Annotated in this window: 13 protein-coding genes and 1 pseudogene; 3 read left to right on the top strand and 11 right to left on the bottom strand. The window is 45.4% G+C overall.

Going from position 1 to position 22,911, the window contains the following annotated elements; genetic code table 11:
* Position 1 precedes the first annotated feature (1 nt).
* The 3 genes from AC0THY_RS03735 to AC0THY_RS03725 are packed head-to-tail and all read right to left on the bottom strand — an operon-like array spanning position 2 to position 4,054.
* Complete coding sequence (locus AC0THY_RS03735; RefSeq protein WP_489993132.1) at positions 2 to 760, bottom strand: response regulator transcription factor; 759 nt, start codon at positions 758 to 760, stop codon at positions 2 to 4.
* Positions 761 to 785: 25 nt separating this feature from the next.
* Complete coding sequence (locus AC0THY_RS03730; protein ID WP_489993131.1) at positions 786 to 2,519, bottom strand: sensor histidine kinase; 1,734 nt, start codon at positions 2,517 to 2,519, stop codon at positions 786 to 788.
* Positions 2,516 to 4,054 (bottom strand): ABC transporter substrate-binding protein, encoded by a 1,539-nt coding sequence (locus tag AC0THY_RS03725; RefSeq protein WP_489993130.1) that lies wholly within the window; start codon positions 4,052 to 4,054, stop codon positions 2,516 to 2,518. Before AC0THY_RS03725 ends, AC0THY_RS03730 begins: the two co-directional genes overlap by 4 nt.
* 417 nt (positions 4,055 to 4,471) lie before the next feature.
* Between AC0THY_RS03725 and AC0THY_RS03720 the strand changes: the two genes are divergently transcribed.
* Positions 4,472 to 4,777, top strand: coding sequence for a hypothetical protein (locus AC0THY_RS03720; RefSeq protein ID WP_489993129.1), 306 nt, complete (start codon positions 4,472 to 4,474; stop codon positions 4,775 to 4,777).
* 78 nt (positions 4,778 to 4,855) lie between these two features.
* Here the strand turns inward: AC0THY_RS03720 and abc-f are convergent, their stop codons facing one another.
* The 7 genes and pseudogenes from abc-f to AC0THY_RS03685 all read right to left on the bottom strand — a co-directional run bounded on the left by abc-f (position 4,856) and on the right by AC0THY_RS03685 (position 18,781).
* Positions 4,856 to 6,412: a ribosomal protection-like ABC-F family protein gene (gene abc-f / locus AC0THY_RS03715; RefSeq protein WP_489993128.1), complete on the bottom strand. Its 1,557-nt coding sequence runs from the start codon at positions 6,410 to 6,412 to the stop codon at positions 4,856 to 4,858.
* Between the two features lie 162 nt (positions 6,413 to 6,574).
* Positions 6,575 to 8,035 carry a S1C family serine protease gene (locus tag AC0THY_RS03710; protein ID WP_489993127.1) on the bottom strand — a complete coding sequence of 487 codons (1,461 nt, stop codon included), beginning with the start codon at positions 8,033 to 8,035 and terminating at the stop codon, positions 6,575 to 6,577.
* A gap of 299 nt (positions 8,036 to 8,334) precedes the next feature.
* Positions 8,335 to 11,805, bottom strand: coding sequence for a glycosyl hydrolase (locus tag AC0THY_RS03705; RefSeq protein ID WP_489993126.1), 3,471 nt, complete (start codon positions 11,803 to 11,805; stop codon positions 8,335 to 8,337).
* A 127-nt stretch (positions 11,806 to 11,932) separates the two neighbouring features.
* Positions 11,933 to 16,390, bottom strand: a complete 4,458-nt coding sequence (locus tag AC0THY_RS03700) for a LamG-like jellyroll fold domain-containing protein (protein ID WP_489993125.1) — start codon at positions 16,388 to 16,390, stop codon at positions 11,933 to 11,935.
* Between the two features lie 387 nt (positions 16,391 to 16,777).
* Positions 16,778 to 17,922: pseudogene (locus tag AC0THY_RS03695) on the bottom strand (IS91 family transposase).
* A complete protein-coding gene (locus tag AC0THY_RS03690) occupies positions 17,915 to 18,403 on the bottom strand; it encodes a tyrosine-type recombinase/integrase (RefSeq protein ID WP_489993124.1) in 489 nt (162 codons plus the stop codon). The pseudogene AC0THY_RS03695 and the gene AC0THY_RS03690 overlap by 8 nt, the downstream one beginning before the upstream one ends.
* Before the next feature lie 198 nt (positions 18,404 to 18,601).
* Positions 18,602 to 18,781 carry a hypothetical protein gene (locus AC0THY_RS03685; RefSeq protein ID WP_489993123.1) on the bottom strand — a complete coding sequence of 60 codons (180 nt, stop codon included), beginning with the start codon at positions 18,779 to 18,781 and terminating at the stop codon, positions 18,602 to 18,604.
* A gap of 1,024 nt (positions 18,782 to 19,805) precedes the next feature.
* Here AC0THY_RS03685 and AC0THY_RS03680 point away from each other — a divergent pair.
* Positions 19,806 to 20,678 carry a zinc ribbon domain-containing protein gene (locus AC0THY_RS03680; RefSeq protein ID WP_489993122.1) on the top strand — a complete coding sequence of 291 codons (873 nt, stop codon included), beginning with the start codon at positions 19,806 to 19,808 and terminating at the stop codon, positions 20,676 to 20,678.
* Positions 20,679 to 20,697: 19 nt separating this feature from the next.
* Positions 20,698 to 22,188, top strand: a complete 1,491-nt coding sequence (locus AC0THY_RS03675) for an Ig-like domain-containing protein (protein WP_489993121.1) — start codon at positions 20,698 to 20,700, stop codon at positions 22,186 to 22,188.
* Between the two features lie 98 nt (positions 22,189 to 22,286).
* Here AC0THY_RS03675 and AC0THY_RS03670 read toward each other — a convergent pair whose 3' ends face one another.
* Positions 22,287 to 22,478 carry a hypothetical protein gene (locus AC0THY_RS03670; protein WP_489993120.1) on the bottom strand — a complete coding sequence of 64 codons (192 nt, stop codon included), beginning with the start codon at positions 22,476 to 22,478 and terminating at the stop codon, positions 22,287 to 22,289.
* Positions 22,479 to 22,911: the final 433 nt, after the last annotated feature.

The raw sequence follows: 22,911 nt of genomic DNA, 5'->3' as shown, positions 1-22,911 counted from the left end.
TCTATTGACTTGTTCTATTCTGATTCCTGTATGCCATGGGTGTCAACCCAGTCTCCCGCTTAAATACCTTGGAAAAATAAGCTACATAACTGAATCCTGTTTTCTCTGAAATCCTTCCTATGGATTCCTCCGTGTTGGCCAGCATCTGTTTTGCCAGAGAAATCCTCTGTCTGAGTATGTAATCGTTCAGACCCATTCCCGTATTTTTCTTAAACATACGCGAGAGATAATCCGGGTTGATAAACACCGCTTCCGCAATATGCTCCCGGCTGCACTCGGAATCCAGGTGCTCTAATATATACTGCTGCACTTTGCGCACAAGAGATCCCTCGGCGTCCTGTCCCTGTATCTGGATATTCTCATAAAGCTCCCGGCTTATTTTCTGTTTCCTGCCGTATTCCAGCGCTTCCTGAATCGTCCTCTCCAGATCAGGGTAGGGAATTGGCTTTAGCAGATACCGGAATACCCCCAGTTCCACTGCATCCCTGGCATAGTCAAACTCCGCATGGCAGGAGAGAAAGATACATATTACATCTGGGCTGTTTTCCTTGATCCATTCATAGAGATGTATCCCCGAATCCCCGGGCATTTCAATATCACAGACCAGCACATCAATGGAATTTTCTTCAATTATCTTTCTGGCTTGCACCGCATTGAATGCTGTATGTACCTTGGACACCTGGCACTTTTCCCAATTTACCCCTTTTTGTATTCCGCATACTGCCAGATACTCGTCATCCACTAAAAGCACTTCCGCCATTATTCCCATCCTTTCTGTTGTCTATTCAAACGGAAATTTCCCCCTTATCAACTGCCACAGGATATTCTATGACCACACTTGCCCCGCATGGTTCCCTGTTGGAAAATCGTATCACAGCCTTCCCTTGATAGTAAATCTCCATCCTGTTTTTTATATTGGCGATCCCCACACCTGTCAATCCGTATAGCTTCATCTGTCTGCATCCGCTGTTTAATACAGAAAGTATATCTTCTGAAAATCCAGGCCCATTATCTGTGATGCAAATCTTTACCCATCCCCCACTCCTGTCGATGGAGATGGCAATCTCGTTCTCTTTTCCAGTATCCATGGCATATTTCATAGAGTTTTCCACAAAAGTATGGATCACCAGTGGATAAATAGGGATGCACATCATTTCCTCCGGCACCTGGATCTCATAGGAAAAACGGTCCGGATAGCGCAGTTCCTGTATCTCCATATAGTTGCGGATATGCTCCAGTTCCTGCTCTATATTTACAGGCTCATCCTCCTTTCTGGCCAGATAACGCAGATAGTTTACCATACACATATCCATCTTCTGAATCAGGGAATAGTTCTGAAGCTCTGCCAGTGAGTATATGATGTTCAGACAGTTCATAAAAAAGTGAGATTTGATCTGCATCTGCAAAAACTGCCTCTTCGTCTTTTCTTCCTGTATCTGTCGTTCATAATTATCAATTTTCAGTTTACGGATATCGTCCTGCATCCGGTTAATATTCACAAAAATCTCCACGAACTCTCTGCTGTTTCCTGTCTCCTGTATGTGCGTATTTAAATCTCCTGTCCGCATCCTTCCGATATGGCCAAGCAGAATCCGGAAAGGTTTGTAGAAAAGCTGCTCTGTAAGCAGAATACTTCCCGCAAACAGAATCACCAGCAGCACCACAAGAGCGTACATGAGGGATTTCACAATGGACACATTTTTCAAAACTGTTTTCATAGGAATCACGGAGGCCACCCAAAATTTTCCCGGATCAGACTGGGCGCTCACCTGAATATATTTTTCCCCGTTCACCGTCTGCACCTGGTTTTCTTCCTCGCGGGAGATCACTCTCATCTCTTCCATTATGGAATTGTCGTTTCCCTCCACCAGTTTTCCTGACTGATCGCAGAGAAACAGAGCATTTCCCTCCTCTGTGTTAAAGTTCGTAAGTGTGTCCAGAATTACATCCGCCTGAATCCACATGCCAAGGTAGGAGTCATTTCTTCTCATCATGCGAAACAGGTACTCTTTTCCCCGAATCTCCCTGAAAAACCACTCCGAAGGGATGCTTTCCAGATTCAGGGACTCCACGGATTTCTTTATCCCTACTGCCTCCGCATAGTCTGTCAGATTTGAACTGGTCTCCAGATAAGTAATTCCCGGACCCTTTGGCCTGTAATACCATATCCCATTTACCACTTGGTTAACTGCCAGTACCTCTTGCATATTTTCTTTCATCTGACGCCGGAGAAAATACTGTTCATTGGGTTCTGTTATCCGGATAAGTTCCTGATTATCTGCCATAACCACTGCCAGCTGATACAACTGAGACTCTGCGAAGATAAGCTGCTGATCCAGCTGGCTGATATATCCGTCCAACATGGTACGGCTGTTCTGGGCAGCCTCCAGCTGCAGAGCACGGTTGGACAACATAAAGGCTGCAATCAGTACACTGATTACCACCACCATAGTGATCAGATAAAATCCCTTCCACAAATTCCGTATGGACCAGCGGCTCTGTTCTCTCTTTCCCCTCAACTCATACCTCCTGCCAGGGTACGTCTTCTCTCCATCCCTGTTTGCTCATGCCAGTGCCCGTTGCTCAAATATTGGTCTAACTGCCTCTGCTTATCCTCAATAATTTTCTCAATCCCCGAATTTTTCAGTTCTTCCTGAAATCTGGGCAGATAAATATCAGGAGCCAGCTGCCCGCACACCAGTCCATTATAATACTGGTTGTATACGCTTTGGCATGCCTTTATCTCCTCCTGTACGAGGCTGTCATCGTAATCGATTCCAAAGGCATTGGACAGAAGAGCCTGGTCGTTAAAAGACTCCAGTCTCTCCCACAGCCCCGGCTCATTTCCCTCCCACTGGTAGGTGATATATTCATTTCCATACATCCATCCAAGAAACTGGGCATAGCCACTGGTTTTGGCATTGATTCCGAAGGGATAACCAATGTCTCCGTTTTCCCTGATCTCATAATGTTTTCCCTCAATTCCATAAGTCAGCAGATTCTGCAGACGGCAGTCTGTATAGAGCAGGTTCAATACTTCCATAGCCAGCTCCTTTTGCCGGCTCTTTTCCGGAATTGTCCAAAACACGGTATTGGCCTCGGACGTGATATATGCCTGATCCAATACCACAGTCTTAATGGGATAGCCTGTCTGTCGGGTCTCCTGTACGTCAAATCCCGGGCAGGTGGTAGAAAAACAGCCGAGCACCAGACCGGATCGAAGATAGTGAATGTTGTTTAAATTGTCCGCAAAATCATCCGCAATCCACCCTCTCTTTTGCCAGTCATACATCCGCCGAACCCAAGACTCAAATTCCTCTGTCTCAAAAGGATTTACCACCCGCTTATCCTGCCCATAATTCATCAGCGCTCCAAAAGAATTTCCGAAAGCATCTGCTGCTATGCGGGGCTGGAAACTGTACTGTAAACCCACCGGAATCACATGATCTGTCTGGCCCATAAGCTTTAAAAATACAGACTCCAGACTTTCAATACTGTCCACACTTCCCATATCCAGGCCGTATCTATCCGCTATATCGCTTCGGTACTCAAAGGCCGTCTGTTTGGCATAATCCTTTACTGTGGGTATCCCATAGCGTACTCCATCTACCCGGCCGCCTGTCAGATAATTCCGGTTCAGTACCTTTTCAATCCCTGATCCTGCGGTGCTCAACAGTTTATCCAGAGGGCTTACCTGACCCTCTTCCACAAGTTCATGCAGTGACTGTCCATAAATTACCAAAAGGTCCACCTGCTCCTCAGAGTCAAATATCTGGTTCCGTTTTTGTGTATAGCTTCCCATCACTGTTGTCTCGATTTCCAGCCTGCAGCCCAGCTGCTGCTCAAGATAAGCGCTTGCCGCCCGTTCCACCTCTTTCTCATCCTTTACGCTCTCTGTGGTGCGAAGGGTGACCATGCGGATCAACGGAAGAGACTCCCGATCTGCATGACCCCGTTCCTCCTCCTTTGATTGGCAGCCTGACGCTAAGAGCAGGCTTCCCCATATGGACAGTGCAGCTAATAATATCTTCCAAACCTTTCCTCTTTTTTTCATTAAATCCTCCCTGGTTCCCCCTTAAAGCCAAGTCTCCGACTTCTTCATTTATATAATTACAGAATACCATAGGCAGCTCAGTATTTTCTGACCTGTTTTTATATTTCTCTGACTCTCTGTCCTCTATCTGTTACTGTTCACAGTAACATGCATAAATCCATGCAAAATCGCCTTCAGCGATGGGATTTGCGCATCCCTGAATCATTTTCTCACGGTCTGAGCAGTAACCTCTATCTTTCTGAAATACAGATGTTCCTGCCTTTTAACACATTTTATACTCAATCCCTAAAAAAGTAAATCTCTACATAGCCGCCTCTAAACATGTAATTGTACTCCGTCAGATTACCGAGCTTGAATTGAAGTAAATTTCCTACCTATTCATATACAATGAGTCGTGTTACAATAAAGGAGAGATATATGAACAATAATGTGAAAATGATACCATTAAGAGATCTAAACCTTACAGACCGTTTCCTTTTTTCTCAGGTCATGGAAGATCCTCTGGCTCTGCAGGATGCCCTCAGCATTATTTTTGGCCATGATATTCCCCTGCTGACAAAAAGTGAAACAGAAAAAGAACTGCAGGAATGGGAAGAGAAATATTACGCCAAACAGGAAGCCCGGGAGGAAGGGTTAAAAGAAGGACTGCTGGAAGGGTTGGAGGAAGGGTTACAAAAAGGTAAAGAAGAACGTGACAGGAAATTGATCAAAAATAGTTGTTAAAATTAACGAGGCTGCCACATCCTTTATTAAATAATCAAAGATGCGGCAGTCCCGCTTGCTCACAGTCCTTTACATCCGTTATACAATTCTTGTGGTCCACTTGGAACAATCCCATACCTGGGAGACGATATCCCGGTAAAACTCGGGCTCATGGCAGATCAGCAAAAGGGTTCCCCGGTATTCGTTCAAAGCCCGCTTCAGCTCTTCTTTGGCGTCCACATCCAGGTGGTTGGTGGGCTCGTCCAGCATCAGTACATTGGTCTCCCGGTTTAGAAGCTTGCAAAGGCGCACCTTTGCCTGTTCCCCTCCGCTGAGCACCCGCATCTGGCTCTCGATATGCTTTGTTGTCAGCCCGCATTTTGCCAGGGCGGAGCGCACCTCGTACTGTGTATAGGAGGGAAACTCCTTCCAGATCTCCTCAATACAGGTGTTCCGGTTCTCGGGGGAAGTCTCCTGCTCAAAATAGCCAATAGCCAGGTTCTCCCCCTGTGTGCAGCTTCCTGAGACAGGAGGCACCAGTCCCATAAGACTGCGGATTAAGGTTGTCTTTCCAATACCATTGGCCCCAGTGAGTGCAATTTTGCTCCCCCTCTCAAGGATCAGGTCCAGGGGTCTGGAGAGCGGTTCCCCATATCCGATGACCAGCTTCTCTGTTTCAAAAATATATTTACCCGGGGTGCGCCCCTGCCTGAAATGAAACTGAGGCTTGGGCCGCTCCGCGGCCAGCTCGATCACATCCATCTTGTCCAGCTTTTTCTGGCGGGACATAGCCATATTCCTTGTGGCTACCCGGGCCTTATTTCTGGCCACAAAATCCTTTAGCTGGTTGATTTCCTGCTGCTGCTTTTTATACGCTGCTTCCAGCTGCGCTTTTTTTACCTGGCAGGCGTTTTGAAATTCTTCATAATTGCCCACATAGCGGGTCAACTCCTGGTTTTCCACATGGTAGATAATGTTCACCACCTCGTCCAAAAAGGCCAGGTCATGGGATATGAGCACAAAGGCATTCTCATATTCGGTGAGATATCTCTTCAGCCAGTTGATATGGGTCTCATCCAGATAATTGGTAGGCTCGTCCAAAAGAAGGATATCCGGCTTTTCCAAGAGCAGCTTTCCCAGCAGGATTCTGGTCCTCTGGCCGCCGCTCAAATCCGTCACGTCTTTGTCCAGTCCAATGTCCAGAAATCCTAAAGCTCTGGCAACCTCCTCCACCTTTACATCAATGACATAGAAATCCTGAAGGGTCAGGGTATCCTGAATGGTTCCCAGCTCCTCCATCAAGGCATTCATTGTCTCCTCATCGGCTTCCCCCAGCTTTTCACAGATCTCATTCATTCTCTCTTCCAATTCATATAAATAGGAAAAGGCCGATTTCAGCACATCCCTGATGGTCATACCCTTTTTCAAAACTGCATGTTGGTCCAGGTATCCCACCCGCACATTTTTTGCCCACTCCACAGTCCCATCATCCGGCATGAGATGACCGGTGACAATGTTTAAAAAGGTGGATTTACCCTCTCCGTTGGCCCCGATAAGACCAATGTGTTCCCCCTTCAGCAAATGAAAGGTCACATCCTTAAAAATCGCCCGGTCCCCAAATCCGTGGGACAGATGCTCCACACTTAAAATACTCATTTTATATAACTCCTTCTGTTTGTCTATTTTCCGTAATCTCTATCATACTGTGTCAAAAGGGAAATGTAAATATAAAAACACAGCAAAACCTGCCCGGACACATTTCAATGTTCCGGACAGGCCCTGTCCCCTACTTGCATTTGGCAAAATGCTTGTGCTCTCTTATCTTCTAAACAGACTGTCTTCATCTACAATCTGTTCCTGGCTCTGGGTGTCTGCACTATTTCCCAGTATAACCGAAACGGTTTTCTCTTCATATCCATTCCCGCCCGGCACCTGAAGTGTGACTTGCACGCCCTCCCCGGCTTTGTAGTACTGGAGCAGATCCTTGAGTTGGCTGATGCTGGTAATCTCCTGTCCGTCAAAGGAGGTCAGAATATTTCCGGAGGCAATGCCCGCTGACTCTGCCGCGCCGCCGGCTGTCACCTCTGAGATGTACACACCCTGTGGAAATCCGTATACTTCCTGGGCTTCTGTGGTGATATCTGTTCCCTGGATACCCAGCGCACCCTGCTCACCCTCAGAAGCTTTGGACCGGGTGGTCTGATTCATCAGATTTTCAATGATATCCGACACCTTAGATACCGGGATGGCATATCCCATTCCCTCTACCTCTGTGGAGGCCAGCTTTGCGGAGTTGATGCCGATCACCTCTCCATCCATATTTAGAAGTGCTCCTCCGCTGTTACCAGGATTGATGGCTGCATCGGTCTGAATGTAGGTGTTTGCTCCTGAAACATCTTCCTGGCTTTCTTCCTCCGGATATCCTGATTCTGTAATAGTGCGGTTTATGGCGCTTACAATACCTGTGGTAACGGACTGCCCGTATCCCAGCGCATTTCCAATGGCCACCACCTGCTCTCCAACCTGAAGGGCATCCGAATCGCCTATAGTCGCCACAGTAATCTTTGAACTCGTATCCTCTGAGATACTCTCAAGGGGAACTGCAATTACCGCAAGGTCCAGATCCGCATCGGTTCCCTTTACATTTGCCTCGTAAACCTCATTATCCACAAAGCTTACAGATAAGGTATCTGCTCCTTGAATCACATGGTTGTTTGTCACAATCAAAAGCTCTGATTCATTTTTCCCAATGATAATACCGGAACCGCTGCTCTCCGTCTCCTGCGTCTGCGGCTCACCAAAATATCCTCCTCCGTACCCATACTGGCTGAAAAAGCTCTCCACTTCCTGTACCGATCTGCTTGTGATTGCCACAATAGATGGCATGGCCTCCTTTGCAATATCCGTCACATCCAGGCTTCCCTTGTTACTGGTTCCCTCCCCTGAAGCTGAAGTATTTTTCAGCAGCCCCGTATCGGTTCCGGAAGTTCCGGCAGAAGCTGCTTCCTGATTTTCTGAGGATGATTTTGCATTCACCGCTCCATCAGAGAAATAATTTATGGACTGGAAAGTCCCGGCAGCTATGGCTCCAAAGAGCACTGCACTTAATGTCAGGGATGCTATCCTCTTTCCAAGGCTGTTTTTCCTATTCTTCTTGTGTCTAAAATTGCGGTTTTCAGGGTCCGGTGTGGGAGCAATCCCCTCTGGCAAAACCGGGCAACCACTCATCCTGCTCTCTTCATAGTGTTCCTCTGAATGAAAATCATAATAATCTGACATATCCAAGTCCTCCTTCATTTTTATATACATCAATTCCTTCTTCAGAATTTTTTGTTTGTTTCATTTGTTTTCATGTTTCCATGATATCCTGAATCTGTGTTTAAAATGTAGTAAATTTGTGATCAAAATAAGGGGAAATTGTTTAAATTCGGTGAACACCTATTGAATATATAAGAACGCCCCGGCGTTCTTGCTTTGAGGCGCACGTCATGCTTTGCATGACATAATACATTTGCGCACCTCTGCAAATCGCCGGGGCTGTATCCTTATTTCTGCCAATTTTGTAACTATTTTCTCTCTTATTTCACTCTAACGCTCTTCTTACCACTATACTTCGCGTAAACCTTCTTACCGTCAATCATCTTATAAGCTCTCACACGGAAGGTATATTTCTTTCTGCTCTTTAATCTCTTAATTGTCTGAACAGTGGCTGTGCCCTTCTTTACAGTGACTTTCTTTGCGCCTTTTAATTTAGAGTTGGATGCGTACTGGATCACATATCCATCGGCCCCGCTTACTTTCTTCCAGGATACTTTCACCTGTTTTTTCTTCGTGCTCTTTACCGCCTTGATAGAGGTTTTTGTATTTGAGAACTGAACCTTCGCAAGTTTTGCCTCAGCGGCTGCCACCTTTGCTTCTGCTTCTTTCACAGCCTTCTCAGCTTCCGCCTTGGCTGCTGCGAGTGCTGCCTCCTGATCTTTTTTGGCTTTTTCCAGTTCTTTTTTGGCTGCTTCCAGCTTTGCATTGGCATCTGCCAGTTCTTTTCCGGCCTGTGTCAGGGATTTGGTGATCCCCAATACAACCGGGCCTTCCATGCCAGTGTCAATGAGCTCTTTGGAACTGTACTGTCCATCCGTAATATTATAGTAGCGGTTCATCTTGCGAGGTGTGACGGTAATCTCAATATCGTTCGTTCCCTCAGTCAACAGGGAAGTGATATCCAGTTCATACGGGGCATACATCACGTTACCTGCATCTTTTCCGTTTACTTTTACACTTGCCGCTGTGTAGACGTTATTCAGCTTCAGGACCGCCTTATCTGCCTTTTCTCCTACAGGAAGTTCGTAGGAAGTCTTATAAATGCCGTCAGCTACTACGGTCTGGAGCATTCCGTCGTGGAAACTTTCATCATTCCATTTGCCCAATACATTTTCTGTAAAGGTTACTGTCTTCTCTTCTCCGCCGATCACGCCATCCAGGTTGTCTGCCGTTACGGTTAAGGAATTAACCGTCAGTTCTGCCTTCTCCTCTGTCTCCACCTCATCAATGGAAGAGGGAGTTCCTTCTGTGATTGCGGATGCTTTTACTTCTGCCCCTTCCGGCTCACAGAGCAGAGCCAGCGCCATGCTGTACTTATTGGAGTAGGTATCTGTTCCCGCATCCATGTTGAATGTGATGGTTCCGTTGTTATCCTGTGCCTCGTAGATTTTACCAGTGTTCTGATCCAGCCAGTAGAAGTTCTCATACTTGCTGTCTGCATTTACAGTGATGGTATTTTCCTCACTGGAGATGTTGCGGATATATACCAGCTCTCCTCCATCGCTTAAGGTACGCCTTGCAAATCTTACATTTTCATTTCTCTCATAGCTTACTTTTGGATCAACCGCTTTGGTCAGCGCGCTCTCCAGTGTATCCATATTATCTGCATGAGAAACACTTGACAAACCGGCCATTTCTTTGGAGATGGCTGCCACTTTCGCATCCTCTTTCTCATAGTTCCCGTCTGCAAATCCAGGCTGTGAGGAAGGCATTTCCCCATAGAAAATAATGTTTGCGCCCGCTTTCGCCATGGCTTTCAGTTTCTCCATCGTTGCCACAGGAAGAGATGTAGTCTCTACCAGAATGGCATCGTATTCCATATTTCCGCCATTGACAGAAATTTTTCCACCCTGATATTTGGTATTGTCTGCCTGAATACTGTCATCATTAATGGCATCCCATGCAATACCGTTGTAGTTCATGGCTTTTACACCGTCTGTCTCAGACAGACTTCCGTTGAACGGCATGTAAAGTGCTACGTCTTTGCTGGCATCCCCCTGCTGCATCATATAGTTTACTCTTGCAGCATAAAGGTTCATGTCTACAAAGTAGGGGGATAAGGTGTTCATCTCTGTTACATTGATACCTGTGCCGGACATTGGTGACCATCCGTTTTCCCCGTAGATTTCGGAACCTACACCGTAGTGATAATTAAACCCATGATAGAAAAAATTGTTTACACCGCTGGTAGCCATATTATCATACCCGATCTTCACCTGCTCCAGAGTGTTCTTAAACGGTGTACAGCCCAGTGTGTACTGTTCGCAGGTTACCAGGTTTTTGTCGTAGAGATGTGCTCCTGAAGAGACGCGGATCAGGGACATTTCATTTCCCTGCTCACCTTCCGGTATATCCACATACTTTGCAGAGGCAAGTGTGTCGATAGGAGGATTATAGGCCTCCTGACGGTAGAGCAGCCCGAAGTCATTGGCAGCGCTCTGGAATCCCTCCATACCCTCTGCGAACTTTGCACCCACCAGGGTGTTGTAATCATAGGTGATCCTGCTCTTTTCACCCGCGTCCATTGTGTACGTAAGGAAGGTATCTGCTGTTCCCAGTCCCATATAGAAGGGCGCTGCGCTGTATTCCTTGTAGATAGTGGGCAGATAGCTTGAAAAATCATATCCGATGCCGTTGTTATCGCTGTCTTTCGCCAGTGTATACAGATCTTCTGTGTAATAGACATCAGAGTAGAACTCATAGCTGTCATTGAAGAGGGCACGGATATTTCCGTGTCTATTCAGGATCTGGTTCATGTAAGCCTCACCCAGCCACTGATTGATATATTCTGCTGCCTTTTCCCCATCCATATGGTCTACCACATACCAATCTGCTGCGGAGTCGATTCCCTTTGCACCGCTGGGAAGGTAATAGAGCGCGATGACCTCATACTCTTTGCCATCGGTTACAGTAAGCCCTGTTCCCTCCAGATTTATGGTGTCCCCTTTCATATCAGAGGCGTCCACATAAACACTGTTATGGGCGTTAATCTCTATCTGGGATGCATATGTTTTGCTTGTCTGTGTTCCCTGGCTGGTTGTAAATTCATTATAGGCAGAGGTCATTCCGGTTGCCCAGGAAAATTTCGGGGTAAAGTCCTCACCCTTTTCCCCCGTCCTCTCTGCAACCAGTACGCCCTGGAGTTTTATTTTTGCATCATCCCAAACCCCTTTCTGGGATGCTCCGTAATAGAAGCTGCTCTTCTCCACATCCGGTATAGCAACAGAGGCCAGGTTCATCTCTTTTGCAGAAATTGTGGCTCTTCCAAGAGCCATATTTCCCATAGAATCTTCCTGCTTTACGAACTGACTGTTGGCATTCCATCCGGAACCCATATTCAGATCAACGGTGATTCCCAGTTCCTCTGCCTTCGTAACAGCGGTATCCAAAAGCTCATAAAATTCCGGAGTGTAAACAGAGGATAACTTCTCTTTGTCTTTTTCCTCCACATCAATTTTTCCAAAAGGATTGATCTCCACATAGCCGATGTTCTGATCCGCTAAGTATTCCAGTTCCCGGATTAACTCCTCCTTCTCCACAGCTCCGCCTGACCACCACCATCTCACGCCCGGCTGATAAGTCTTACCGGGGGTTGCAAATTCCTCTGTGTCAATGGCTGATCTTGAAGCTGCCTCCACCGCAGCTGCCCCAGGACTGAACAAGCCAAATGAATTTGCCGCCAATGCCGCAGTCAGGACTCCGGCCAGGACTCTTGCATTTCTCTTTCTCATATAAATTCCTCCATCCTTAAATAGTACCCTTACTTTATCACTATCCTTCGGAGGATTCTTGTTGATTTGTGACTTTTTTGTTGGATATTTTTTACCTTTTTATGCAATGTGCCAAATATTTAATGAATTATTTTACCCTAACTGTCTTTTTTGATGACCAGCCTGTATAAACCATATCCCCATCGATTTTCCTATAAGCACGTACCCGGATAACATATTTTTTTCCTTTAGACAGGCTTGATAGCATCTTTGCAGTTGTCTTGGGTTTTTTTACAGTGAGCATTCTGGTCTTTGTTCTGCCAGATTTAGAACTGACAGAGTAACGGATCTGATATCCTAAAGCTCCTTTCACTTTCTTCCATTTCACCTGAAGTTTCCCAGCTTTCATACTCTTTGCACTCTTTAAGGTCACCTTTCTGCCTTGGAAATCCACTTTTTTCTCCAGGCTCTCCGCTTTTTTTAACGCCTGTAGCGCTTCTTCTCTGGCCTCCTTCGCCTCTTTTTGTGCTGCCTGCGCTGTTTCCAGATCAGATGTATCCAATACCAGGGAAGATGCTGTCATAAGAATCTGTTCCGCTGCTTCCTGAAGTTCCTCTAAAGAAGCATCCTCTTTTTTAAGCACTTCAGCTCCTTTCTCAACTGCCTCTTTTAGTCTCCCTGTACTCTCCTTTGTATAGGCTGTGGTATTTATAGAGGAATACACTTTATATACAGCAGCCAGCAGCATTCTCTCAGGGGATATTTTTTCAATATCTGCCATTTCCTGATACCCACACACGGAACACTCCCGTTCCTTCCTGCCTGTTTCCATGGTAGTGGGCTCTTTAGTTACCCTCCACTCTCCATAGGTGTGGATACCGTCTGCAGGAATCCTGACACTGGTTTTGTCCGTGATTTCCTTTGCCCCGGCCTCATCCTCAAACCATTTTCCGCAGCTCTGGCATACATAGTAAGCTTTATTGCCATCATTGCCGCAGTCGGCTTTCCTGTCAGGTTCCAAAATCATGGCATGGGTGTGATCTTCCACGGACACAAAAATCGGATTTGCGTAAAAGGAGAGATGACTGTAATTGTAGTCATTTATATAGTCAAACCGCGCAGGTTTCTCATCCGGAATGGACCGCTCGTGTGAAACCGGATCTCCATTGCGGTCCACCTCATCTGTGGAGGTACCCCTCAGACGGAAATACATATCTCTGTCCGCCTCCATGGTATAGGTCAATGTGTAATATCCATCTTCCCCCTTAGCCTGCTCCAGCTCCTCCTTTGTAAATGTCTTTACTATCTTGGCATCCGAATTTTCCGTGCTGTTGTAAGCAGTTTCATCCACTTTCCCTGTCACATGACCGGCAATCAAATCCACATGGTCTACTTCCGGCGTGTTGTCCACATCAATTCCCGTATTGGTATTGTACAGACTTTCATAATTATTCGTCTCAGGTACCCGGAATCGTACCGTAACCAGTATCTCATTCCCTTTTTCCGTGTTTAATTCACTTCCCATTCCCGCACTGCCCCGTTTGTCCGAGACAGTAAAACTCAGATCAGAAATCAACTCCCCGTTTACAGAATAGCTGTTTCCGGAGCGCATGCCATTCACTACATCCGCAAAGGAAAATGTCCCATCCTCCCCGGGTTCAACCCATGTGTAATTGCGTGAGAACTCACTTGCCCAGTATCCACTGGAATAATTCTCGTTGCTGCTGATTTTAAAATGAAAATCGGAGTTTGCGAAATTGTAAAATCTTCTGCCCTCGGAAAGCATTGCATCCCACACCCCTCCGGTGACGGAAATCATTTCATCCGCCCCTGCCCGGATATCTGAGGCTGGCAGCTCGCAGGCCGGGTCCATCTGATTTCCCGGCATCCCCTCCATGCCAAAGACCACATCCGGAGCTGCATCATTCAGCCTTCGCAGCGTCTCAATCGTCACCTCACCGTAGTCCGGTTCATCGTCACCGTCGTTGTGGCGTGAGGGATGATTTGGTAACACATAGCTGTCCGGAAAATTCTCCTTTACCCATTCTACCGCCTCCACAGCCACGTCTGCGGACGGATTGTCCTGGTTCTTCCGTTTCCCCCATTTTGCCTCTTCATCAAAATCCCCGCTGTAATTGTTTCCCGTACCTGTAAACATAGATGTGGGGTCATCTCCCTCCTTAGCGCTGGCATACTTCCATTCAAACTCATGGATTCCACTGTAGGGAACCGTATTGCTGTCCGTACCCATCAGCCCTACGGTTGCATGATCCAGACCCGGCATATCCCACTCCGCAGCGGAATAAATCAATTTATCCGCATATTTCCCCTGTGCCTGCAGCTTTTCGATCTCTCTCTGCTGTGTTTGTACAGCCACATAAAATGGCGTGGTATAGTTACCATTTCCCTGCCCGTCCACCCCATTGTAGGATTTGCGCAGATGATCGGCAATGGAAAGGAAATCAAATCCGGCCCCGCTCAAAATGTTGTCTGTCTTTGTGGCGCTGCCCTGATTTTCCTCCAATACCTCCTTGTCTCTGAAAGCCGCACCCAGCACATTGGACAGAGACATAAAACTTTCTGTGGCATCCTTGGATTGCCCGGTGTGGGTATGATACTCACCGCTCATCCACTTAGCCTGGGCAGCGGGTGGGGTTTTCTTTTCCATTCCCTCAAAGCGCTTGGAAAAATTCAGGTTCACACTCCCCTCATTGCCCTCTCCGTTTAAAAAATTCACATCAAAAAAGCTTTTTTCCTCCTCCTTCAAGGACGCTGCATAGGGGGAGTAGGCGGAATAGTAAATCTTGTTCTGACTCTCGTCAAACTCCAGATACCGGAAGATACCATTTCCCCCGTTGTAGGCAAACTGATAGTCTGTCAGAATAGAGATTACCTCTTTCCCGCTGTCATTGATCAAGGTTTCCAGACCGGAACCGTGGCTGTGTCCTCCTGCCATCATAAAAACCTGATCATAACCTCTCACCAGATTCCACAATTTCTGCCCATTGGCACTGAGCTTAACGGCACTGGGCTTTGTGTCCGAGCAGTTCTGTACATCATGGGTGGTTACAATGGTGGGACAGTTGGGATACTGTTCCAGAACCTCTCTCAGCCAGGCCTCATGGGAGGAATCCCAGGAGGTATTGTTGTTCCTTCCGGGATCACTTCCAGTACATGCCAGAGAAATCACCAGGTAAGTATAGCTCCCCGCATCCACCAGCATATATGAACTGTATCCCTTGTTTGTCAGATACCAGGACGTCCGGTCAGCAAATACCTTGCTGTCCTCCCCAAAGCTATTCCAGTAATTGGTGGTCCCGCCGGCCCAGCCGTCGTGATTGCCGGGCTGTACCAGGAAACGGATTCCCGCATCCGGTATCTGATAGAACACCTGTCTTGCAGTGTCATACTGAATCCCGTCATTGTTGTCCTCCACCACGTCGCCCAGGTGAATCACACCCTTGACATTCAGTTCATCTGCAGTGCTTACCAGTTCCCTGACCGCCTTATCCATCACAGCACCTTTAAACTTCACCGTGTTCTGTGTGTCAGGAATCAGGACGAAATTGTAGTTATCCTCACTTTTCAGCGTGTACGCATCATTGCTCCCATACTCCCCGGCAAAGTCCGTAGGATTGGGAATCAGCCAATTCTCCTGTGTAAGCGCCCCCTCTGATATGCGGACCTCCTGAAGATTTCCCTGAAGAAACTTATCCAGCTCTTTATTCCCCCAATTTTCCTTTTTTTCCACATACCAGGAGGAACCGATTCGGAATCTGCCGTCCCCTTTATCCGCAAAGAGACCATCCATATCTGCGCTCTCATAATTGCGAAAAGCCTCACATCCGTTTATGTAGGTTCGGATCACATCTCCATCGGATACAACGGCAATGTGATACCACTCATCCCCCTTGTCCATCGAAACTGACCAGGCGGCGCTGCCCATCTGATGGTTATCCTCTGCCGGGGCTGTCAAAAACTGTACCTCCTTACAGTTGGAAACTGCTATAGACATACTCCCAAGCTGTGGTTCATCCATGGAGTTTACCGGAAACGTATAGCGATCCCCCTCCCTGGTATAGCTGGTCTGGCGTGCCATCAGTCCCATCCACTCATCAGACTTTGTCCAGTCCACCGGAAATTTATATAGAAACTCAATCGTATATCCATTTTCAAACTTATCACTGTTAATAGGCGCTCCATCCACAGTGACCAGGTCAACCCCCGCACCGCTGTCACTGTCCCCGTCAAACACCATACTGCCGTCACTGCTGCCGTTCATGGTTTCATCCGAAAAGCTCAGATTCTGCAAAAGCACATCCTCCTCCGGCACCGCATCCGTCACCTTTTTCCCCTCATAAAACTGCATCACAAGGTCATTTCCATTACCTGACTGATCCACCATGCGCAGAGATCCATCCGCAATACCAGTCCCCTCCGCTGCAAATGCCTCACCCAGTTTCCAGTCAGCCACAACAGAGGGCATTCCTTCGCCGGCAGGCGTCTCCCTTTTTCCGTAAGCCGCCAAAACTGGCACAGGTACAGCACTCAGCAAGATAGATGCCGCCAATCCTTTACTCAAAAGACTTACAATCCATTTTTTCACAAAATTTCCTCCTTCATCTGTAAATAGTTTAAGTAAAAGAAATTTAGCATATTAATGTAAGAACTTCATTTTCCAAATATATAATTTCTGTAAAGTCCGTTACGGTGAGTTAGGATGATTTCGCATACATTGTTTTAAATCTATATTGCTTTTGTAAGAATTTATTTTACAATTCTTTCTAATTGTACCAGGATGCGGACGTTCAGCCAGATGTGTATGGGGATAGTATTGTCCGTATTTCGTCAAAATGACAGAGTGATACCGGATGTTTCACTGCCTGAAAAGCACTATATACAGATATCCGCGGGGATTTTTTGCAAAAGGGCATGCTCCGCAGACCTTCTTGCGGAAGTCTTAAAAACAATATTCAGTGAAGGGACTGCATTGTCAGGAAGGCCAGCGGATTCTTCCAATGCTCTGCATCCCGTGGCAGCCACATTTCGGGCAGATATGGATGTCTGTATCCCATATGGCTTTTAAGAGCTCCGCCATGGAAAGCCCCGGATATCTGCTGCGGAAACGCTGATGTCCCTGGAGCGTAAAGATGAGTTTCAGGTTCTTGCTCTTCCCCCGATTGTTCAGGAACCCATAGTACCCGATCTTCTGAAATCCTGGTGGGAGTACATGCATCAGGTAACGCCGGATAAATTCGGTATTCTCAAGAGTGACTGTTCTACGAGGTCCTCCAGGGTTCCTGCTCCTGGCTGAAAAGGTCACCTGTTGTTTATCCGCGGAGAGGATGCGGCTGTTTGCTATGGCAGTCTTGTGGGTATATCTTCCCAGATATTCAATGGCATTGCCAAATCCGTTAAACGTCTCTTTGTTATAAGGGCACCAGTCTTTTTTGTAAAGACCGTTGCGGAATCCAGCCCATTGATAAGAATTCCGGAGTTTTTCGCAGGATGCAGAAAACTCCAGTTGTCCATTTTTATAAAATCGATCAAGGCCGGCAATATATTTCCCCTTGAACTTATCCCGGAGTACCCTGACGGGGATAAAAAAGTTCTTCTTTGTTTTGCGTATTTTGTGGTCAGGGGTCAGGCCGCCGCCGGAAAGGATGCAGTGCATATGCACAGGGTAGCCAATCTCCTGATCCCAGGTATGGAGCACCTGAATGATCCCGGGAGTTACGCCGGGATACTTTCTGCCGGAGAGAGTTCCAACAGTGTCTGTGCGCAGCACCTGTGCAGGAAACCACAAAGAAGCTGCTGGTTATAGTAGATCAGGGGATTAAGTTCATGGGGGAGTGTGAATACCACATGGAAGTAAGGTGCATCAATGACCTCTGCCCTGCGCTTATCCACCCAGACCTCCTTCTGGACTGCCTGGCAGTTGCGGCTGCGGCAGGAATTATTATGGAATTCCAGATGTTCGCAGTCTGGGCACTGAGAGAGATTGGCTCCGAGCCTTCCGGATTTACAGTCCATGATGGCATGGGAGGCTTTCTGCTGAACATGGGACTGAATGTGCCCGGAAGCCTTGTATTCCCCATAGGAGAGTTCCCATATCCGTCGGATCTTCAGGTTACACACGGGGTCCACCTCCCATCCGGTCGAAAGGACTGACCGCATTGCCGGCAGCATTACGGGAAGGATGGACATAGATGGTTGTGGATTCTAGAGACTTATGTCCAAGAAGGGACCTGATCTTGAACAGGTCGGTGCCGTTTTCATAAAGATGGGTGCCAAACGCATGTCGGAAGGTGTGGCAGGTGAGACGTTCTTCCCAGCCAAGCCTGCGCTCATGGGCGTGGATGTGCCGGGAAAGATAGAACGTGTCGATCGGCCTGTCAGCGCCGGATTGTTTAGGGAAGAGCCAGCCAAGAGGCTTGCCATAGGCAAACCAGTACTGAGTGAGCAGATCAAGAGCTGTTTTGGAAAGGATGGCATAGCGGTCCTGCCGGCTCTTGGAATGACAGATATGTATCCGCATATTTTTACGGTCGATATCTTCGTATCGGAGCTGACAGACCTCACCGATACGCAAACCGGCAGAGTACAGGAATTCCGTCATGTTCTTCTGCTTCAGGTCCGGCATAGTGGAGATAAAGTGCCAGACCTCTTTCTATGAGGGGACATAGGGAAGATAGTGGTCAAATCTGCGCAAGGGGAGCTATGTATGGTCCCAGGGCTTGTGTAAAACATAGATGGTAAAAAAATGGAGCTGTGAAATACAGTGGTTGATGGTACGGTCAGAGAGGGAACGCTCTTTCTAGAGCCATCGTATGTAATCCATGAGCTCCTCCCAGGAAACATCCTCCGGGAGTTTACCGAGGACGTTGGAAAGGTAAACCAGGTAAGCGCGGATGTAAGTGGAATAAGACTTGATTGTATGGCCGGTAAGGCCACGGAGGGAGATCATCTCCCAAAACTGTTTTAAATAATTGTCCATAATGAAACCTCCATAGTGAAAAATGATGGCAGGAAACAAAAAAGTACCCTGCCTCAGGAGGCGGACGGTAAAAATTTTCAGAAAACTGCTACTTTTTTGAAAAAAGTGGTGGTTTCACGTACTTAGGGCTAGCCGCCGCGCTAGCGGCTTGGTATAATATGAGTATAATTATTTTTGTGATAGAGTAGAGAAGGCATTATGGGTATTAAAAAATTTTAGAATGCCGCCGGTGGTTCAGGAAACCATAAAACAATTCTATTAGACAGAGATGCTTTTTTCATCCACCCTGAAGATTTGGATGATAATGGAGAAACAGCTGGCTGAATATCCCTCATTATGTCGGAGAAATTGAGGAGCATAATGAGGGAACTTACCGGGTAGGAATCCTGGTACATTCCTGTGAAATGCGGATACCTGCCGGAGAGGAAACAAAGATTTCTGTAATGCCGGTTTGGGGAGATCTCCCTCCTGCGAACTGTACCCTTAAAATGCCTAAAATCAGGAATATTGAGGAACTGAATGAAAAACCTGTGAAATTTTCCATGGACCATGATAGAATAGAATATTCCTTTACCTCACCCTTCACTCTTTTGGAGGTTGGGGCATGGATTCTATGAATCCAGCTTTGGCGATTATATGGTGACAGAAAAGCCTACCACCCTTTCTTGCGGAAGCAACAGATACCCAATTTGGAAAAGGTTGTTCCGAATATGTTGCATATACTATTCAGAAATATTATGGCGTATAGTCCTGTTAAATCGGATAAAAAGTGAAAACCCCTGATAGCAAACATTTTCATGAACCTCTTGTCTGCTATCAGAGGTTTTTTATGTTGCCATACAGCAGCTATTAAAGAATTGCCCAAGTACTGGGAGCGTTTCCTGATAAAGATATTTCATATTTCGACAAGAGCTATGACGAATAATATTGCATTATTACCATATTTCGTCTATACTAAATGTATATATAAATAAATAGGAAAAACAGTTAAAAGTCTGTTTTTATATTGAGAGGGGGAATTACGATGCCTTTAATAAAGTGTAAACATTGTGGAGAAATGATTTCAGATAAAGCTGTAAAATGTCCAAAATGTGGGGCGCATCTGGAAGATAATAATAGTATTAATAAAGATAAAAAACATAAAAAAAGTGGTATATCAATAGGGTTAACAATAGTATTGTGCGGAATTTGTTTGATAGCTGGAGCAACTATTGGTTTTCTAGCTGCGCCTGGTGGAAAGGCAAAAATAGTATCACAAAATAACGGTGAATCTGATCAGATTATACAAAGTTATAACTCAGACGATATAGAAACCATGAAACAAGATAAGACTAATAAAAAATCCGCTGATACAAATGAATCGAACTCGGTTGCGTCTGATGCAACACTTGGGTTCGCATATTGTCCGACTGATCTTTTTGAGAATATCTTAGAAAAAGGTAGCTACAAATGTGGAAACGAAATTAAACCTGGTAAATATATTATGCTTGGAATAAAAGGATGCTCCAATACTATGGTAAGAACTGATCCTAATACTACAGATGGGGCAATGTTTTATAGTAGCGTTTTTGAGTGCATAGATTTAGAAGAGGGGCAATATATAGATATTGTAGATTGGGGGGCACTTGTCCCATTTGATGAACTAGATCAAAACGATTTAACGAAATATGGAATTTTTACTGTAGGTAAGGATATTGACGCTGGAGAATATAAGGCAAAGTCAGGATCACACGGAGCAGACGGATTTCATGGCTTTTCTGGGTATTCCATACTGAATTCTCTTGATTCTACCGAAGATGCGGTAAAAGTACTGCTTACTCCAGATGATCAAAAATATTTAACACTTTCCGATGGTCAATACATTGTCCTGTCAGGTGTTAATTTATACAAATCTTAAGGAGAGGATGGAGCAGAGTATGAAAAGAATAAAATGTCCAGAGTGTGGAAAGTTTAATGAATTGGGATCGGAAGAATGTACAAATTGTGGATATCCATTTGATAAAACAGAAGTTTCTGTTGAAGTAAAAATTTGCCCTGAATGTGGGGAGATTTTAGACGAAGGGTTAGAAGTATGCAATGTGTGTGGATATCCATTTGAAGATAATGACAGAATAAGAGATGATTTAGCTGATCAGATTGCAAAAGCTAAGGAAGAAGCCCGGTTAGCGGAAGAAAAGATCCGAATCGCGGAAGAAAAACTAAAAGAAGAACAGAATAAAAAGCTGTTGGCCGAAGAGAAGCTGCAAAGAAAAGCAGAAAATAAGTGGTCTGAAAATGAAGCGGCAAAGACAATAACACAACAAACGGGACATACGGCTATGGAAGTCGAAGATCCTTTACAAGAGACACAAAATGCTACCGAAGAAATATTTACAGAAAACGAAATAATAATAGAAGATAGTGAAACATCTTTAGATAATGATATTAATTACAGAGCTCCTGATTTTGAAAATAACGGCAAGGTTACTGTTTATGAAGGAGCTGAAAATACACAGAAAGACATTTCTTACAAGTCAAAGTCCTCTATTAAGCCTAAATATAAAGTTATAGCGGGTGCCTGTTCTATTTTACTTGTAATTGTCTTGTTCTTCATTATCCGTGGTAAACAGCCAGAATCAATAATGATTACTGAGACAAATGTGACTATTGATCAAGATACGACTAAAAAGTTATCCTATGTAATAGAACCAAGCGACGCGAAAAACAAAAAGGTCAAATGGACTTCTTCTGACGAGAAAATAGCAACTGTTGATGAAGAAGGAGAAATCTCTGCAATTGGGGTTGGAAATTGCTTCATAACAGCAACAACGTCCAATGGAAAGGATGCCACCTGCAAAGTCAATATAACACCACAAGTAGAATCAATTACATTGGAATTCACATCGGCAACACATAAATTAGGAACAGTCGGGTATATTAGTTACACAATTGAACCAAATAACGCAGGAAATAAACATGTAACATGGAAGTCCTCAGACCCAAGTGTTTGTAGAGTTGACCAGGAAGGCAATCTTACCGGATATAAAGAAGGTACCTGCACCATTACAATAACGTCAGATAATGGTAAAGAATCTTCATGTAAATTAACGGTTATACCTAATGGTCCAGATTTATATTCTGTTTATATTAAATATTGTAAATCATCTTTTGCAACATTGGCTGATGATGGTTCCTATTTATCAATTGACACAAATCCAAATGATATTAAAAATCATACCGAAGATGATGCAATTTCGGCGATCTTTTACATTAACGAAGCACTTGATTTACCCGATTCGTTAATTGAAAAGATGTCTTCTACACGCGCACTCGATGGGATTCAGTCTTCTGAATATGATGGTTTAGAAGTAAGCTGGTCCTATCATCCAGATGATGGTCTAGAAGTAATATATGAAGTAAAAAAATAAGCAGATCTGACGCGGAATATATCCAGAAAAAAGCGCAGTAAGAGAGGTGATCATTCCCTTCTTACTGCGCTCTATCATTTAGTGATCTTCCGCTATGCTTAACCTTTTTTCTCAACCTTAGGAGAATCCGGTTCCTGGGCCTCAAACACATAGCCGCAGTCACACTTTACCTCCTCAATAACTTTCCCCCTGATCGTAAACACCTCCACCGCCTTCCCGCACTTAGGACAAACACGTTCCTCCGGTTCCGGTGTTCTGAATTTTGATTCACATCCGTCTAAAACAGCCATCCTGATTCCTCCTTATCCATCTCCACAGTTGCTTCTGCCCGATAATTTAACAGAGTACGACCACATCTTCAGATGCGTTGATTGCCTTCATGTCAGTGTAAGAATCTTCATTTATTCTTGTTGAATCAGAACTCCGCTTAACCAGCGTGCAAAAACACATTCACTCAGTATCTATGTAAAAAATCCATCAAGTATACTTACATTATAAAACAAATTCCTCCAAAAGCAATACAAACATAAAAACAATATAAGCTAAACCAAATTACAGTAAATTGTAAAACTATTCTAACCCATCTGCCGAGAACATTATGCCAGAAACAGCCCCCGCAAACGCAGAAGCCAGCCAGAGGGAGCGGGAGATATCCTGCGGCTGCATATAGTGAGCCCTGGAACTTCTTAAGGGGCGATTGCTGCGGTGAGCAAAAACGGGTCC

The sequence above is a fragment of the Ruminococcus sp. 8Y-12 genome (genome assembly GCF_058119865.1).
The sequence above is the reverse complement of the archived record's forward strand: the minus strand, read 5'-3'. Positions and strand labels throughout refer to the sequence as shown.